This window comes from Dapis hubbardiae BLCC-M172 (assembly GCF_050016015.1).
Lineage (GTDB): Bacteria > Cyanobacteriota > Cyanobacteriia > Cyanobacteriales > Microcoleaceae > Trichodesmium.
In genome coordinates, this window is record NZ_JBNHEQ010000265.1 from 1 (window position 1) to 16,030 (window position 16,030).

The 16,030-nt window shown below is 33.9% G+C and carries 12 protein-coding genes; 7 read left to right on the plus strand and 5 right to left on the minus strand.

Annotated elements, in window-relative coordinates; all coding sequences use genetic code 11:
- Positions 1 to 359 precede the first annotated feature (359 nt).
- Positions 360 to 683 (plus strand): STAS domain-containing protein, encoded by a 324-nt coding sequence (locus ACP6PK_RS24370; protein WP_094678343.1) that lies wholly within the window; start codon positions 360 to 362, stop codon positions 681 to 683.
- A gap of 292 nt (positions 684 to 975) precedes the next feature.
- Here the strand turns inward: ACP6PK_RS24370 and ACP6PK_RS24375 are convergent, their stop codons facing one another.
- On the minus strand, positions 976 to 1,227 hold the full coding sequence (locus ACP6PK_RS24375; RefSeq protein ID WP_426563426.1) for a hypothetical protein: 252 nt from the start codon (positions 1,225 to 1,227) through the stop codon (positions 976 to 978).
- Positions 1,228 to 2,120: 893 nt separating this feature from the next.
- Entirely contained in the window at positions 2,121 to 2,210 is a 90-nt protein-coding gene (petN, locus tag ACP6PK_RS24380) for a cytochrome b6-f complex subunit PetN (protein ID WP_124144543.1), read from the minus strand.
- Positions 2,211 to 2,328: 118 nt separating this feature from the next.
- Here petN and ACP6PK_RS24385 point away from each other — a divergent pair, with 118 nt between their 5' ends.
- Entirely contained in the window at positions 2,329 to 2,814 is a 486-nt protein-coding gene (locus tag ACP6PK_RS24385; protein WP_426563428.1) for a hypothetical protein, read from the plus strand.
- Between the two features lie 1,093 nt (positions 2,815 to 3,907).
- On the opposite strand, the gene ACP6PK_RS24390 is transcribed toward ACP6PK_RS24385, so the two are convergent.
- Both ACP6PK_RS24390 and ACP6PK_RS24395 read right to left on the minus strand, forming a co-directional pair.
- A complete protein-coding gene (locus ACP6PK_RS24390; protein ID WP_094670657.1) occupies positions 3,908 to 4,342 on the minus strand; it encodes a ferritin-like domain-containing protein in 435 nt (144 codons plus the stop codon).
- Positions 4,343 to 4,680: 338 nt separating this feature from the next.
- Complete coding sequence (locus ACP6PK_RS24395; protein WP_426563430.1) at positions 4,681 to 5,034, minus strand: hypothetical protein; 354 nt, start codon at positions 5,032 to 5,034, stop codon at positions 4,681 to 4,683.
- 1,055 nt (positions 5,035 to 6,089) lie between these two features.
- On the opposite strand from ACP6PK_RS24395, the gene ACP6PK_RS24400 reads away from it, so the two are divergent.
- From ACP6PK_RS24400 to ACP6PK_RS24420, 5 genes are all read left to right on the plus strand, one after another.
- Positions 6,090 to 6,935, plus strand: a complete 846-nt coding sequence (locus ACP6PK_RS24400; protein WP_426563432.1) for a DUF4382 domain-containing protein — start codon at positions 6,090 to 6,092, stop codon at positions 6,933 to 6,935.
- Between the two features lie 2,900 nt (positions 6,936 to 9,835).
- On the plus strand, positions 9,836 to 10,342 hold the full coding sequence (locus ACP6PK_RS24405; protein WP_426563434.1) for a carboxypeptidase regulatory-like domain-containing protein: 507 nt from the start codon (positions 9,836 to 9,838) through the stop codon (positions 10,340 to 10,342).
- A gap of 652 nt (positions 10,343 to 10,994) precedes the next feature.
- Positions 10,995 to 11,639, plus strand: a complete 645-nt coding sequence (cbiM, locus tag ACP6PK_RS24410; protein ID WP_426563438.1) for a cobalt transporter CbiM — start codon at positions 10,995 to 10,997, stop codon at positions 11,637 to 11,639.
- Between the two features lie 320 nt (positions 11,640 to 11,959).
- Positions 11,960 to 12,757 carry a cobalt ECF transporter T component CbiQ gene (gene cbiQ, locus ACP6PK_RS24415; protein WP_094673983.1) on the plus strand — a complete coding sequence of 266 codons (798 nt, stop codon included), beginning with the start codon at positions 11,960 to 11,962 and terminating at the stop codon, positions 12,755 to 12,757.
- A 253-nt stretch (positions 12,758 to 13,010) separates the two neighbouring features.
- Entirely contained in the window at positions 13,011 to 13,745 is a 735-nt protein-coding gene (locus tag ACP6PK_RS24420) for an energy-coupling factor ABC transporter ATP-binding protein (protein ID WP_426563441.1), read from the plus strand.
- Positions 13,746 to 14,614: 869 nt separating this feature from the next.
- Here the strand turns inward: ACP6PK_RS24420 and ACP6PK_RS24425 are convergent.
- On the minus strand, positions 14,615 to 15,658 hold the full coding sequence (locus tag ACP6PK_RS24425; RefSeq protein ID WP_426563443.1) for an ion transporter: 1,044 nt from the start codon (positions 15,656 to 15,658) through the stop codon (positions 14,615 to 14,617).
- Between the last annotated feature and the right edge of the window lie 372 nt (positions 15,659 to 16,030).

Sequence of the window (16,030 nt, forward strand, 5' to 3'; positions counted from 1 at the left end):
TAATTATCAATTATCAATTATCAATTATCAATTATCAATTATCAATTAATGAAAAGTACCCGAAGCGACTGAAACAGAATGGAAGGAAGCAATCTCAAGCGGTTTCAACTGCTTTAATATTTCGTTACATAATTAAGTTTATTCGCGCTTACCTACTTAAAAAGAAAGCTTAAAGCTGAATGCTAAATGCTGAATGTTTTTTAACATGAATGGTGATCTAGATCATTATTTATTCAACGAAGGTATCACTAACAAAGCTCAAGATTATCACTAATTATACCTCAATAAGTCACTTATTAAATACATAATAACACCATACAATAATATTATGTTCGAGATTAGGCAGGTAAGAAAAAATCATGGCTCTATTAATTCGTCCTTCAAATGACTTTAACAAAAAAAATAGTTCTCTACTACAGAAAAAGTTACAAAAAATTCTAGCTACTAGGTCTGAACATTGCTGTGTAGTAGACCTAGCGAGTCTAAATTCTATTAATAATTATGGATTAATGACTTTATTCGCATTGCGTCGTATAGCTAAGAAGAATGATTGTAATCTTTATCTAATCAATTTGAATGATTCAGTTAAATATTGTCTAGAACTAACTGGACTAGACCAGATATTTGAAGTTAAGCAGAAGTCACGACAAACTCATCTAAATTCTGAAATCTTGTGCCATTAAACTTTAGAAGAATATATAGTCAGAATATGGAGTTAAATTTTATTCTGTAAAAATTTAGTATTTTTATACTACTTTATAATGTTAGAAATTGAGGTGGGGAATGTGAGTTAGACAGTTTCAGAGAAGTCAAAAGCCATACATTAATATTTTAATATTTTATAGAATCGAAAGTTTGACGTTTTCAGTAATTTCAGGAAATTATTTCACATCTAAAGTTTGAAACTATTTGTGACATCTTTCAAGTTAATTGGTATTACAATAATCAATCTGCTTCTCAGCAACTCTATTGGGATTAAAAATTAACTACAACCATACGACAATTTAAAATAGCTCTTTCAGCAGCAATTATCAATCTTAAATCATCTTTTTCTTCAATCGAATTATTTATTTTTAACAATAGCAAATATTCTTTTGATTGATTTAAAAAAAACGCAGTAGTTTTGACGAAATTTTCTAGTATCTTTTCCTGTATAGGAGTTACTTTTCCTTTCTTGCAACCGGGAAGATTTATTGATTCTATCAATTCAATAGCCCGATCGATCAATGCTAAATTTTTGAATTTTTATATTCGATAGATTAGGATAATTCTTTTTAATAAGTATTCTAGTGAAGAAATTTGCTTGTTGAAACAATCACCAAATATATTTGAATGAGCGGTCTTGATTTTTAGACTATTCATTGTTTATGACGAAAACATAACTAGAGAAATTTGCTTATTGACAATAGTAAGACAAACTACTCCAAGAATGCAATAGTTAATCACTATCTTTACTGAATCTTCATATTTTTAATTAAGAATGCAATAGTTAATCACTATCTTTACTGAATCTTCATATTTTTAATTAAGAATGCAATAGTTAATCACTATCTTTACTGAATCTTCATATTTTTAATATTAATCAATGTCAATATATTATATCTCTCCGGAAAAGAGCGAGTAGGGGGGATTTTGTTCCTAATGCTGTCGCAAAAATGAATGCGGAGCATGACAAACGGAAATCGCCTGTACAGAAGTAGGGAGATCCACCCATACTCCCAGGAGGGGAAAAATTGATTATTTCTACGGGATAATTGATTTTATTTTTGATTATTAGACCTAGGCGTGAAAAAGATATAGATTTTTTGCGGTAGTAGGGAACACTTAACTGGGAACAGGTAAGATATTTTTACGAAAAAGGCAGGAAAAATCATTTTTTATGGTTAACTTTTTCTTTCTTTAACTGCTCTAACTAAGAGGTTTATTTATTTTCCGGAGATGTTTATTGGAGATATCTATTGATAAAACATATTTTTTAATTCCCTGTTAAGTAATTTTCATGTATAAACAAAGAAGGGATAGGTTGATCGCCTATCCCTTCTTTGAATTTATTACTAGATTAAGAGTTTAGTGTTATAACACAACCAAAAATTAAGTTTCTTAAAACTGATACCTAATTTTTAGAAACCGTTACGACCCCAAACTACCATAGAAATAGAGAAGCCGAACACAACTAAAAGGGAAACCCAACCTAATGACAAAATATCCATAACTGCTTTCAAAAAAAGGAAAAATTTACTCCAAATCCTATAATATTTTATTTATGGCATTTTGACTATGAGAAAATCAAATAGAACAAAATATTAATAGATATAAAATTTAGCTGATATGGTTAACTCTTCATCAAATTTTACCTTCGCAGAAAGAATTGAATCTCTCAAAGCAGGAACTCTTGCTGGTATCTCACTATTTTTGACTTTCGGCGCGATCGCCCTTGGTAATAGCTTAATTTTGGGCCATAGTTGGGAATTATTGGCAAACTTAGGGATTATAACTTTAGACTGGAATATTTTATTTCAGGGCGCGATCGCTTTTATCAGTGGATTTCTATTTGGTGTGACTTACCGTTATATTATTCGTCAGGATAGAAACCCTCATCTTAAATCTGGAGCAGTTGTGGCCTTTGGTTCTGTCAGAGGTTTGGGACAAATTGATGTGGGATTAAATTCTGAGGCCAGACTTCTTGATTTATGGCCTTTAATGGTATTAGCCATGGAGAGTGTAGTGGCCTTTGCTGTGGTTGGTCTTGTTTTAGATTTGGGTATTAGTCAAAAGTGGATTAAGTCTTTTTCTTCTTCCCCTAATCAAGATTAATATATAGCAGTCCTATTTTATTTGTGTATAAAAACCTTACCGTTTTTAGGTATGGAGGGAATAGGGAAGACTTAACTGGGAACAGGGGGAGATTTAAAGTTTTTTATCTACTTTTTGATTACCCGCGACCTATTTAGAGTTTGCTGAAAAAGTCTTTTTTCAGGGATAGGGGAGTAATTTTTTTTTCTCAATTATGCGTCCAAAATGCGCTTCTTTTTGAGCATAAAGGAAAACTAGGTACTTTTTCCAGACCTAAAAAGGCACTTAACCTTTATCTGTAAATGGTTTGATATTTAATCAGCAAGCCCTATTTAGGATTGCTATATAGCATTCAGTATTAGTCAAAACTTTATAGGTAAAGGTTTGAAGTTTTCAAGTTTTATTCAGCTATGCTTTTGACTCCTATACCTCTGGCAAAACTAATTTCTGAATTGTGAAAATTCGAGACTTTTGTGTAAATAGGGTTTGCGCTCAAAAGTCTTATGGGTAAGGGTAGTCCTCAGGAGTCGTAGGGGCGTTTTCCTGACGGAATGCTCCGCAAACATGTCGCGCAGCGAAACGGCCATGTGCTAACGCAAAGCTCCGCTTTATATGTCGCTCCGCGTTTTTCATGTCGGCTCAAGCGCCGTTAGCGGAGCTTTGCGCTAGCAAAACGGAGTTGTGCGATAGCAAAACGCCCGTACAGGAGTCAGGAGAAGTGGGAATTATAGAGGAGACAGGAAGAAGAATAGTAAGAGTGATTTTTCTGCCATAATCTACCCAAAATGCTCACTTTTTCCGCTTGATCAAGCAAAAAGCTGGTACTTTTTCCAGAAGAAAATTGCTCAAACCTTTATAAGTCAATGCTTTGATATTTAATCAGCAAGCCCTAAATAATCAAAAAATATATCTCCAAATCTTTTCTATATTTCAGTAATATTTATATTCTTAGATTATTAATCCTGACTCATCTTTACCACAGATTAATTAAAATGAAGCAATCCGAATTCTATTTTTTAGACTCCTAAATAATCTGTAATTTCTCAGTAGATATTCACATCTTTTAGGCGGATTGCTATAACAGATATTATGTATTTACTCTAGCTCAAATTAATCAGCTATAGTCACGCAACATTTTTTTTATTTCCATGTTATGTAACTCTTCTTGACCAATCATTGTCCGAGCATATTCTTCTAAATATATACTTGCGTTTTCTACAGTTTCTAAGAATTTTTTATATAGTTCTAAAGCTTTAGCTTCATGGTTAAGACTTTCCGTCAAAACATCTTTGACTGAATGTTTATATGTTTCTTCAATTGGAGCTACTTTTAATGTCGGATGACCTTCTAAACCTGTTAATATTTCTCCTGCTTGTTGAGCATGAAGTAAAGATTCATTGGCTTGAGCTTGAAAAAATTGTACAATTGGTATGCGATTAGGTCCTGTCACCATTAAGGAATAGTGAGTATAGCGCACCACACCTGCAAGTTCAAATTCCATAATAGAGTTTAATAACTCTACAGATTTTTGATTGTCAAGTTCTCTCATTTTAGGCTTTTAAGTTTACATTTCTCTGGTTAATTGTAACTTCTGGGTTATATAAATCTGTTTATTCAATATTAATTTAATTTTTCCTAAATTTAACCTTTATTTAAGAAAAGTAGACATTAACTTTTTCTATAGATAATCTAAATGTAAGAATACTTTGTTCTCAACCCCTGCTAAAATGCTAGTAAGATTAGCAGGGGAAAGTTTGACAAATTAAAAAAAATCTTATTTTGAAATTATAGCCGCCATTACTATTAGGAGATTTTTATGGATATCAAATTTAGTCAGAGTAAGAATTTAACTTCTGAATTCTGACTTCAGCTATAATTTTTGTTTGATTATTGGTTAGGTTGTGCTACAGTTATATCATTCTTAACAAAGTCTAACTGTTGAGGACTAATAACTTGTTTTACTGCTAATTCATTGATATCTTTGTACGGACGATTTTGTTTAATTTTTTCTGGTAAATCAGGAATATTTAACTTGATTGCTAATTTTTTTAAATCTGAGTCTGAAGCATCATTTATATCGATTTTTATCGTAGTGCCAGGAGGATCATATAAGCCTGAATTTGAATCACCAGGACTGGTGTTAGGATCTGGGATCGGAGTAGTTGTATTTGCACAGGAACTCATGGCAATTAAACTAGCAACAATGGTAGATAAGGATAGAAAACGAAAATGATTCATCATATTAGTTGAGTGAATTTTTTTTGTTAATGCTAAGACAAGTGACTATTGTAATAGGTCTGAAAAATATTGACAATTTTTGATATATGAGTTTTTGTTATTTGCCCTGAAGTAAGGTAATAATTTCACCATCTTATTTCAAATATTAAATAAGGTTTTATATCAGTTTGATAAATTTTTGCTAGAAATGCCTCTTGCTTCTTACCTATCAACAAGAGGCGGTTTAACATTGTGCCAACAAATTACTATTAATACCATTTCTTGATAGTAGTCCTATATAGAACCCATTTGGGGTCTATTTAAAATTAGAGTAGGGGAGTAGGGGAGTAGGGGAGTGGGGGAGTGGGGGAGATGATGAAGTAAGTCAAAAAAATTCTACCTTTTTCCTCTATTCTAGAATTCTCCATCTCCTGACTCCTTTGGCAAAAACCCTTACCTTTGCGGAGATACGCTTAGGGCTTCTATAGAACCCCTGAAGGTATTTATTTTTTTATACATGATGGGGGTGCGGAGTGTGGGAAGTGTGGGAAGGTGGGGGCATTTTTCTACCTTTTTCCCCTCTGAGTATTTCTTAATCTCCTGACTTCTGACTCCTGAGGACTGACTCCTGAGCCAAAAACTCGCAACAAAGCCCAAGATACGCTTAGGGCTTCTATAAAGAAGAATGTCTTAACCTTGGTGCCTAGGGCTATAAAATTTTGGTATTGAGTAGACTTGGAGGACAAAGACGGAAAGTAGATAAGGGAGGAAAATCTGACAATGAAAGTTCACTTACAAATATGAAATTGCTCAAAAGAGGATTTTTCCTTTGTATTATCTTCTTTGTCCTCCTGATCAGGTTGTCTTCCTTAGTCCTACCCCTTTCATTAATTGATTGGGATGCCCCCCCTAGAGATTGTTAATTTTGCTCGAAAGTAGTTTCCTGGATACATAAGGATATATGAGTCAAGAAGGCCAACTAAAATATATCTAGATAATTACGTTAGATATATGGTTAGTAGTATGTATAATTACTTACTCTGAACATCCTAACCTTTGCCACTATCAAAGTAATGAAAATGAAGATCAGAAAACTACTGTTAACGCTATTGACTCTAGCTTTTGTGACTCCTACTGCTCTACTAAGTAGTTGTCAAAACCAGACGACTCAAAATCAGGCCAACCAAGTTCAGACAAATGACAAAACTCCAGGTACTCTCAAACTCCATGCAAATGGAGAAGACTTTGTGAGAAAAGGCTTTGTTACTAAAGATGGATGGAAAATAACATTTAACCAACTCTATGTCAACCTAGTTGAAGTTACTGCCTATCAAACAGATCCACCCTACAAAGCTGAAACAGGAGGAAAACCAGAAGCAAAAGAAAAAGTTATTCTTGCTCAAAGCAAAATAGTAGATTTGGCAGAAGGAAATGAAACAGCAGAAACTATTTTAGTGAGTGAAATATCTGCACCTCCGGGTCGCTACAATGCTATCTCTTGGAAAATGCCCAAAGCAACTGAAGGTCCAGCAAAAGGTTATTCTTTATTAATGAGTGGCACAGCTACTAAAGATGGTCAGAGCATACCCTTTACTCTAAAAATTGACCAGGAACTAGAATTTACCTGTGGAGATTTTGTCGGGGATGAGCGTAAAGGTATTCTTGAAGCTGGAAATACTGCTGAATTAGAAGCTACTTTCCATTTTGACCATATTTTTGGTGATAATAGTGCCACTCCAGATGACGAAATTAATACAGGAGCATTAGGTTTTGCTCCTCTCGCAGCGATCGCCACAGCAGGAAAAGTTGAGGTGGATATGGCTAAATTAAAAAATCAACTCTCTCCTACTGACTACCAAAAATTTATAGCAATTTTGCCTAGTTTGGGTCATGTGGGGGAAGGTCATTGCCATAGCGTTAATTAATTAATGGATAATTGATAATTACCTCTGGTTGAAACCATCAGATTGAATACAAGGAAATCTCCTAGCACTTTTCTCTTGGTCGATTGGATATGGCGTTTTGCTGGCACAAAGCTATCCTAGGTTATGCTCCGCATTTCCTGACGGAATGCTCCGCAAACATGTCGGTTCTTAGCCGAAACGCTTTATATGTCGTGCAGCGTTTTCCTACGGAACATGAAAACGAAGTTGTGGGAAGCAAAGGCTATCGCCGACATGAAAAGCGGAGCGGCTCTGTAAGAGCGGGAAGACCAGCTCCTACCGACCCGCTGCCTCTTCCAGAGGAGCGGTGCTAACGCTAAGGCTTTATATTTTGCGAAGCAAAACGCCATCCTATCCTAAGGTCATGCTCCGAAAACGACCGCTTTTTCTCTTGAAATAGAAGGCTTTATACCTTAATTTTTCGGTAAAAATTCAAAAACTATCTAGATTAATAATTTTTGTCTTCTAATTTATCTGACTTTCATCTTATTTTGGTTAGTAATTAATTCAACTATTGCGTAATAGTTTTTAGATTTTAGATAAAGTCGCAAGGGTGGCGATAGTGCTACGCACCGTCGCTAAACCTAAAAAATGGCGGGAGGAAAGTTCCCGGAAGATTTATCCCCTGGTTGAATAACGACACGCGGGTAATAAAGCGGAGTAAAATTCTGCTATACTAGCCATAGCAAGTAAGAACAAGGTTTGTCGCCATGACAAGAGCGCTAGTGCGGTGAAATTCCGGCAGACAGGAGACGGGGACGATGCTTCCTACGACGGCTGTTTGCGCAGCATTCCCTTAGAAAAGCAAGCAGGCAGCTAGAGCAGCGATTTATTGCTCCAACCAGCGTGAGTAAAACCACTCGGAAAGCTACAAAAAAAGTAAGCTCACAGCTAGATTTGGGTCTATGTCGAGGAGTATAGGAGTCTGTTGATAGGCTTGAAGCAAATGTGGATTTATGAGGGGCTGCGTGCGGAATTTACTTCCGTACTTTAAACGCCCCGTCCCATTTGCGGTGGACTAACCACAGAATCCAGGGTGTTTCAACCCCTGGAGATGTCAAATTTCCAGGACTTACGCATTTTTGAGTCTTATATCATGTCCGGTAGCATCGGTATTGCAAGTGAGAAGGTAAGGAAGAAGGAAGAAGGCTTTAGTTATCTAGGAGATAAGGAAGAAGGAAGAAGCAAGAAGAAAAGGAAAAACCTTAAATTAGGTAAATATTTCCCCAACTTTTACACGCTCCGATACCACCGGACATGATATTAAACACTATGTATCTATAACGTTATAGTTTTTGAAGGCTATATATATAGAAGCCCTAAGCGTATCTCCAGAAAATAGGTCCAAGTCGAGAAGTAATTGATAATTTATGGGTAATAATTGATTGGATTTGGGATGAAAGGAGAGGTCTAATACACCCCACACTCCCCACACTCCCCACACTCCCCACACTCCCCACACTCCCCACCCCCCATTTTAAGTACACAAATAGATACCAAATGGGTCCTATATAGTGACTCTGCCTAAGTCCTGATTTCATGTCGCACAGCGTTTCGGCTGTCGCCGACATGAAAAATGCGCGTTGTGGGTAGCTAAATGCCCTATTGCAGGTTGATAATTAATTCAACTATTGCGTAATAGTTTTTAGATTTTAGATAAAGTCGCAAGGGTAGCGATAGTGCTACGCACCGCTACGGGTTTTCCTTTCTAATACCAATTCCCATGCATTAACGCTATACTTAGATCAAACTTCAGTTATTAAATAACAGGACTTACGCAAAGGTACTATCTATAGAGTTAACAAACTATTCCGTAATAGTTTTGAGCGCTATATATAGCGTATCTGCGTAAGTCCTAAAATAATTAAACTAAGGTAATTACTTTATTGTTAGTTTGAAGTAATTTAGCATTAATTATTCTTGTTTGTACGGACGTTGCACAGGCAAAAATGCGTTTTCCGTTCCGGAATGCTGCCTCTTGCAGAGGAGCTGCGCTAACGCAAACATGTTGCGTAGCGTTTCGCTACGCGACATATAAAGCGGAGCTTTGCGTTAGCAAAACGTCCCTACCTTCCCCCACTCCCCTACTCTGAAATAGATAAAGTTTTTAAGAAATGGTATAAGGGAATGCTACGCAAACGGAATGCTGCGCAAATATGTCGGCGACAGCCAATAATGCTCAACACCAAATTGACTCCTGACTCCTGAGAAATCATACATTTATTCAGCTATTCAGCAACGCCAATACAAATATAAAACAGTCGCTATTAGTGTTACGGAAATTCTCAAATATAGTCCATGCTACAAATTTAACTTCTGTACGTCGCCAATCCGACAGTTCCCCTATCTGGCTTCTAACTCCTGAGTTATGACTTCAGGCTTCTGAGTTTTGAGTCCAAAAGAAACCGAGCAAGGGAATTCTCCTTGTAAAAATTACAAATCAAAAATAAAAATCTAATAAGTTAATTTGAGCAATTCAGGATTTTCTATAAAATAAATCCCATTCCACAAGAAATTATTTCACAATAAAAAATGGCAAAATTGCTGAAGTGAGTATCGGAGTGAATTGGAGTAATTCCCTTCACTCACTACGCGCCTATTAATTGCCGAAGTGAACTAAGCTTTTAAAGTCACGACCGTTTAGGAGATTAGCTAGTCTCAAGCAGTCAGGAGAGGAAAATTAACTTTTTTTGTTAAGTAGAAAAACCTACTCTAGTGCCAAGCTTTTTAAGCATTATCGAAGCTAACATTACCCCCAAGGGAGGATGTAAAAAACACATCAATGGAAATTTCATCCAGCAAATTTCCGTTTAATTCTTAAATATTACGTTTGACTCCGAATTAACATTATCTAATAATTAAACCATTAATAGAGGTAAAATATGAAATGGCAATTCGTTATTCCTTTAATGTTTTTATCTGCAGTGAGTTTACAGGGAAAAACGATCGCTCATGGAGTTAAAATTAAACATCAAATTACTCCATCAATTAAGATTAATGCTGTTTATGATACGGGTCTTCCTTTAGCTAATGCGCCAGTCACAGTTTATGCTCCTAATGCTCCTAATAAACCTTGGTTAAAAGGAACAACTGATCAGGAGGGAAATTTTATTTTTTCGCCTGATTCTTCTCAGTCTGGATATTGGGAAATTAAGGTGCGTCAAGCTGGTCATGGAGAGTTAGTTAGTATTCCTTTTGAAGTAGACAAGTCTCACAATTATGATAATAAAAAAATCAGCAACAGTAACTATTATTTAGCAAGTACATATAATGATTATAACCCACTGCAAAAAGGATTAATGATAGGTTGTGTTATGTGGGGTTTTGTCGGAACTGGTTTATTTTTCTGGCGATCTAGAATTCAAGACCAACCACAACAGGAGAATTAAGAATTAAGAATTCAAAAGTTAGCAGTTATTTTTTTCAAGGGAATTTTGAGCAACCCTCCAAAAACATTTCATCAATTAAGATGGGGTTGCACTACCCAATCCTTTTTGATAATTCGGTAGTCCTAAATAGGGTTTGCTAAAAAAGTCTTTTTTAAGGAGTAGGGGAGCAGCTAGGAAGGTTGCATATAACGTCTGTAAGGGAGTAATTTTTTAGCTTAACTATTGTCTTGCCCAAGATGCTAAATTTTTGAACATAAAGAGCTGAAAACCAGGTACTTTTTCAAGACATAAAAAGGCTAAAAACTTTATCTGTAAATGCTTTGAAATTTAATCAGGAAGCCCTAAATATTTTATTAATGAATAATGGAGAGTGGAGCATGAAAAATATTTCTAATTAAGTAGGTAGGTGCGAATAAAACTCACTATTTCATTAATTGATAATTGATAATGGATAATTGATAATTACCTCTGGTTAAAACCCTTCTTGATTGAAGATCGGGAAATATCATTTCTTCTCTTGGTCGAATTGATAAATCTATTTTAATTTTTAGGAGGTAAGCTGCAAAAATAATTGTTTTTTTAGCATTACCAATAATTCGGTAATTTTTCTCTAAATATTTAACATTCAGCAGTCTAATTTTAAATTTTCATAATGCATATTTCAGAAGGCATTCTGCCAGCTCAACTTTGTATTAGTGGTTATGGGTTTACTTCTTTAATTACCTGGTATTCTCTACGCCAAATTAATCGTTTACCAAATCCTCAAGCCAGTATTCCCAAAGCTTCTTTATTAACGGCAGCCTTTTTTGTTGCTTCTAGTATTCATATTCCTATTCCACCAGCGAGCGTTCATCTAGTATTAAATGGATTATTAGGAACTGTGTTAGGTTATTATGCTTTTCCAGCGATATTGATTGGTTTATTTTTCCAGGGAATAATGTTTGGACATGGTGGTTTAACGACTTTAGGAATTAATGCTCTAATTATGGGGATACCAGCAATTTTAGCTTATCAAATATTTCAATTACGTCATATTTTAGGAAAAGGAATTAGGGAAAATTTATCGATGAGAATTTTTGGCTTTATTGCTGGAGCTAGTGCTATAGCGGTTTCTAGTTTGATATTTTTTAGTTTAATTATTACAAATCTTCCCTCTGGATTTGATAATTCATTAGAACAAACAGCTATTTATGGATTAATGATTTCTCATATTCCTTTGATGGGAATAGAAGGAATTTTAACTGCAATGGTTGTCAGTTTTTTGCATCGAGTTATGCCAGAACTTTTACCTTCTTAGTTTGAGTAGGGGAATAATTAATAATTGACAATTAATAATTAACAATTAACAATTAATATAGCATTTCCCAAGCTTATGAGGTACAGTTGTATTTTTGTCTTTTTGTTCCCAGTTAAGTGTTCCCTCAAACCTAAAATTTTGTACCTCACGCTTTTTGGGAATTGCTATAATTACCTCTTACTTATAAAGAAGAGTATTTTCTAAAAGGATTTTTTTCTTCTCTTGGTTGATTGGATATGGCCACAAGAGTTAAGTGTTAATTAATTAATAATTGAAGTTTCAAAGTTTGTATAGCATTATTTTTTAAAATTATTACAGTAATGAAATTTGCCCTAGATGAATATGCTAATTTAAACTCCCCAATACATCAATGGGATGTGAGATATAAACTGATTGGTTTAATCACATTGATGTTTGCTTTTGCGACAGTTAATAGTTGGTATTTAATTCCATTGATGCTCTTAGTAACTGTGATGCTTTATGGAATTTCAAAACTGCCTTTATCATTTTTAGCAAGTCGGTTACGTTATCCAGGATTTTTTTTGTTCGGAGTAATTATTTTATTACCTTTTCTATCTGGTCAAACAATTATTTGGCAATTGGGATTTTTGACAATTCGTCAAGAAGGTTGTCTGGCAGTTATATTAATTGTTAGTCGTTTTTTTGCCATTATGACTACTGGTCTAATTTTATTCGGTACAAGTTCATTTTTAACAACCGTAAAAGGAATGAGAAGGCTGGGAATTTCTCCCATTATTACTGATATGTTGCTTTTATCTTATCGTTATATTTTTGAACTATCTCATAAACTTAATATGATGCTGAAAGCTACTAAATTACGAGGTTTTGAAAGGAGCAAAATTAGTTGGAGAAATTTATCAGTTTATGCTGCTCTTACTGGTAGTCTTTTAGTACGAAGCTATCAACAAGCGGAGCGAGTTTATCAAGCAATGTTATTGCGTGGTTATGGCAATGTATTCAATAATGAAAATTATCTTGTATCTTCTACTTCTAGAAATGGTATTCAATTTGGCTCTGATTTAATATATCTATTTCTATCTGTGATAATTTCTGTTAGTTTGATTGTTGCAGAATTATTTTTTTTAGCTAGAGTTTGAAAGTTATTAAATGCTTGGGATAGGCAAATATTGAATTCTCAATATTAATGAGCAATTAGGTAATATAGATTCAATCAAGCAATAGATATTCCCTCAGCCCTACAAATCGTTAGTACAGAGATTAGGGAATAGACAAAAATACTGCACCTGATTAAAATGAGAACCGCTATAATATTTCCTAAACCTACTACTTAATATTTATCAGTAGTTAATAAAATTCCTATTCCTGTGTTAATAATTAGTTATTTATCAAATGCAAGAAGACAAATCACAAGCTGGAGTCTATGTCAAAGATTTATTATTTCAATATTCCCAAAATGAACCTGTTTTACAGGGTCTTTCATTGACAATTAAACCAGGAGAAAGAGTTGCTTTGTTAGGATCTACAGGTACAGGTAAAAGCACTTTTATGGAAACTTTAGTAGGCTTGAAAAAACCTTTATCTGGTGAAATTTGGCTTCAAGGAATTCTCCTACAAGAAAAAACTTTATCTCAACTACGTCGCCAGATAGGTTTTTGTTTCCAAAATCCTGATGACCAATTATTTATGCCGACTATTTTAGAGGATATAACTTTTGGTCCGCTGAACTATGGTTTATCGCCAGAAACTGCTACAGAAATTGCTGAGAATTTGTTAGTACAATTTGGTTTAGAAAAATATGCAAATCGTTCTGTTTATGAACTTTCAGGAGGTCAAAAAAGATTGGCAGCTTTAGCAGCAGTTTTAGCATTAAAACCAGAAATTTTAATATTAGATGAACCGACAAATGGTCTAGATCCTTTATGGAGACGTAACTTAGCTGAAATTATCTTACAATTACCAGTGCAAATTATTTTAATTGCTTCCCATGATTTAAACTGGGTTAGTAAAGTAACTGAACGTGCTTTAATTTTGCAGTCTGGTCAAATTCAAGTAGATACTTCTACTCAAAATATTATCCAGGATAGTTCAACTCTTGAATATTACGGTTTACCTATTGATTATTAAAGTAATAAGTAAGAAGTAAGAAGGAAGAAGTAAGAAGGAAAAGGAAAAAGGAAGAAGGAAGAAAGAAAAAAAAGGAAGAAGTAATATCAAATGTAAGCATTCAGCTCCTAGCTTTTTAATGGATGAAGATAGCATTTTTTTATTCTACTAAATTTTAAACCACAAATCTGAGTTATTAACTCATATAATTTGTGACAGTAAATTATAGATGTATCTCAAAAGCTGTTAGCGCAGCTCCTCCGCAGGAGGCTAGCTGAAAGCTGACTGCTGAATGCTTACTATCAAATTCTAAAAAGACAGTTAAATGTTAATTTGTGATTTACTTCTAAAATAAAAAATTATCAATTCGATAAATTGAAAAATTCCATCTTTTTTGATCTTTTTGATTATCTTTTTGATTATATTTTTGTTTTCCTGTTTCCTGTTCACCACTCTCCTACTCCCCTGCTTAAAAAAATGTATAAAAGTTGTTGAGAAATGGTATTATTTCCCCTTATACTACTTTTAAAAAAGAATGCTACAAAAAAGTAGAGATAAATCAGATATGCTGAAAAATAGCTGATCTAATTTATTTTAGATAGTTACTTATATCGTTTATCCATTTTATTTAATATTTACCAAAAAATGAGGTCTAAAGCCTCCCCTTTTAAGGGGATGAAAAAAATATTTAATTCAGTATTTCAAGCCTCCGACTTCAGTCGGAGGTTCACTGATAACTGTTAACGCAGTTCCTCCGCAGGAGGCTAACTGATAACTGAAATGACCCCTTATTCCTTCTTTATTACTTCTACTATTTGTCACAAACATTTATGACGCTTGGCATTACTTCTTACTCCCTACTTCCTACTCCCTACTCCCTCGTCTAATAATTAACGGTGAAATTTCCTGGTTGTTTCTTGATAAAGAAGCATGGCAAAATCTTTGATAATTTCCTCATTTTGAAAATAATTTCCGTACTTTTTCTTTGCTGTTTCTATGCAAAGTTTCATAATATCCGATGACTCATCAATATAATTAGCGATCGCCTTTTGTTGCTCTTGTTTTGTATGATGATGGTGATGTCTAAAATCTGGGTGTGGTACAACTGTACTTTCCGAACTTACCTTAATATCTTTTCCTACTGGATGAACTATTTTTTTCACCCGTCTTTTTTGAACTTCTTCAGCAAAACCAGATGCAATTATACCTGCTGGTAGACCAAAAATTCCAATACCTAAAAAAGCTACAGCAGCACTCAATAATTTACCTAAATGAGTCATAGGATAAACATCTCCATAACCCACAGTTGTTAAAGTTACTACTCCCCACCACATAGTCTCTAAAATACTAGAAAATTTCTCTGGTTGTGCTTCACTTTCTGCTAGAAACATCAGACTTGAGACAAAAACTAAGACAAAAATTACTACCAGTAATGTAGCTATTAATTCTTCCTTTTTTGCCACTAAAACTTTAAGAATAGTCCGCAGTGATTCTGAATATCTGCTAATTTTAAATAAGCGAAATAAGCGCAGTAAAAGAGTAAATTTGATAAATTCTAAACCCGGAAATAATACTTGTAGATAAAACGGCAAAATAGCTACAAGGTCTATCAACGCCAAGGGTGTAATTAAATATTTTAATCTACCATAAATTGGATGATTATATTTAGGATTAATCGTACATATCCAGATTCTGATCAAATATTCTAAAGTAAAAAATCCAGTTATAAGTATTTCGACTAATTTTAATTGTTCAGGATAATGTTCTGAAAATCTGGGAGATGTTTCTAAAATAAATGCACTCACACTAATGCTCGTGAAAATAGTAATCACTAAATCATCTAGTAAGCTTAAAAAATTTCTTTGGTCAGAATGTTCAAAAATATAGTAAATATTTTCTTGCCAAGATTTACGTTTTTTTTGTATTTTTACCATTTTTATATGCACAGTAATAGTGTTGACATTTATTTTTGGCTGAGTTTATTAGTAATTATTAAATTTTATCGAAGACTGCAAAACATAGGAATAATATTGGAGTTATCTGAGGATTTATATTAGTTTTCATATTGATGAAGTAGACTAAGCTACCATAAAAGCCGGATAGACATGGGAGAATAAAATAGCTTTGAGCGATACCCTTAGTTTACGAATGGATAATAGATAATTGATAATTAATGAATTCGGCTTTATTGCCTATCCTAATAATGGATAATTATTTTTGACCATAATTATTTATTGTTAATTATCAATTATGAAAGAGGTAATTATTCATTATTCATTATCAATTAATGAATAATAAACCAATAG

Excerpts from the sequence above, each read along its gene's own strand:
- ACP6PK_RS24420 (WP_426563441.1), top strand. The coding sequence starts at position 13,011 with ATGCAAGAAGACAAATCACAAGCTGGAGTCTATGTCAAAGATTTATTA.
- ACP6PK_RS24400 (WP_426563432.1), top strand. The coding sequence starts at position 6,090 with ATGAAGATCAGAAAACTACTGTTAACGCTATTGACTCTAGCTTTTGTG.
- ACP6PK_RS24405 (WP_426563434.1), top strand. The coding sequence starts at position 9,836 with ATGAAATGGCAATTCGTTATTCCTTTAATGTTTTTATCTGCAGTGAGT.
- ACP6PK_RS24370 (WP_094678343.1), top strand. The coding sequence starts at position 360 with ATGGCTCTATTAATTCGTCCTTCAAATGACTTTAACAAAAAAAATAGT.
- cbiQ (WP_094673983.1), top strand. The coding sequence starts at position 11,960 with ATGAAATTTGCCCTAGATGAATATGCTAATTTAAACTCCCCAATACAT.
- ACP6PK_RS24385 (WP_426563428.1), top strand. The coding sequence starts at position 2,329 with ATGGTTAACTCTTCATCAAATTTTACCTTCGCAGAAAGAATTGAATCT.
- ACP6PK_RS24395 (WP_426563430.1), bottom strand. The coding sequence starts at position 5,034 with ATGATGAATCATTTTCGTTTTCTATCCTTATCTACCATTGTTGCTAGT.
- petN (WP_124144543.1), bottom strand. The coding sequence starts at position 2,210 with ATGGATATTTTGTCATTAGGTTGGGTTTCCCTTTTAGTTGTGTTCGGC.
- ACP6PK_RS24390 (WP_094670657.1), bottom strand. The coding sequence starts at position 4,342 with ATGAGAGAACTTGACAATCAAAAATCTGTAGAGTTATTAAACTCTATT.
- cbiM (WP_426563438.1), top strand. The coding sequence starts at position 10,995 with ATGCATATTTCAGAAGGCATTCTGCCAGCTCAACTTTGTATTAGTGGT.
- ACP6PK_RS24425 (WP_426563443.1), bottom strand. The coding sequence starts at position 15,658 with ATGGTAAAAATACAAAAAAAACGTAAATCTTGGCAAGAAAATATTTAC.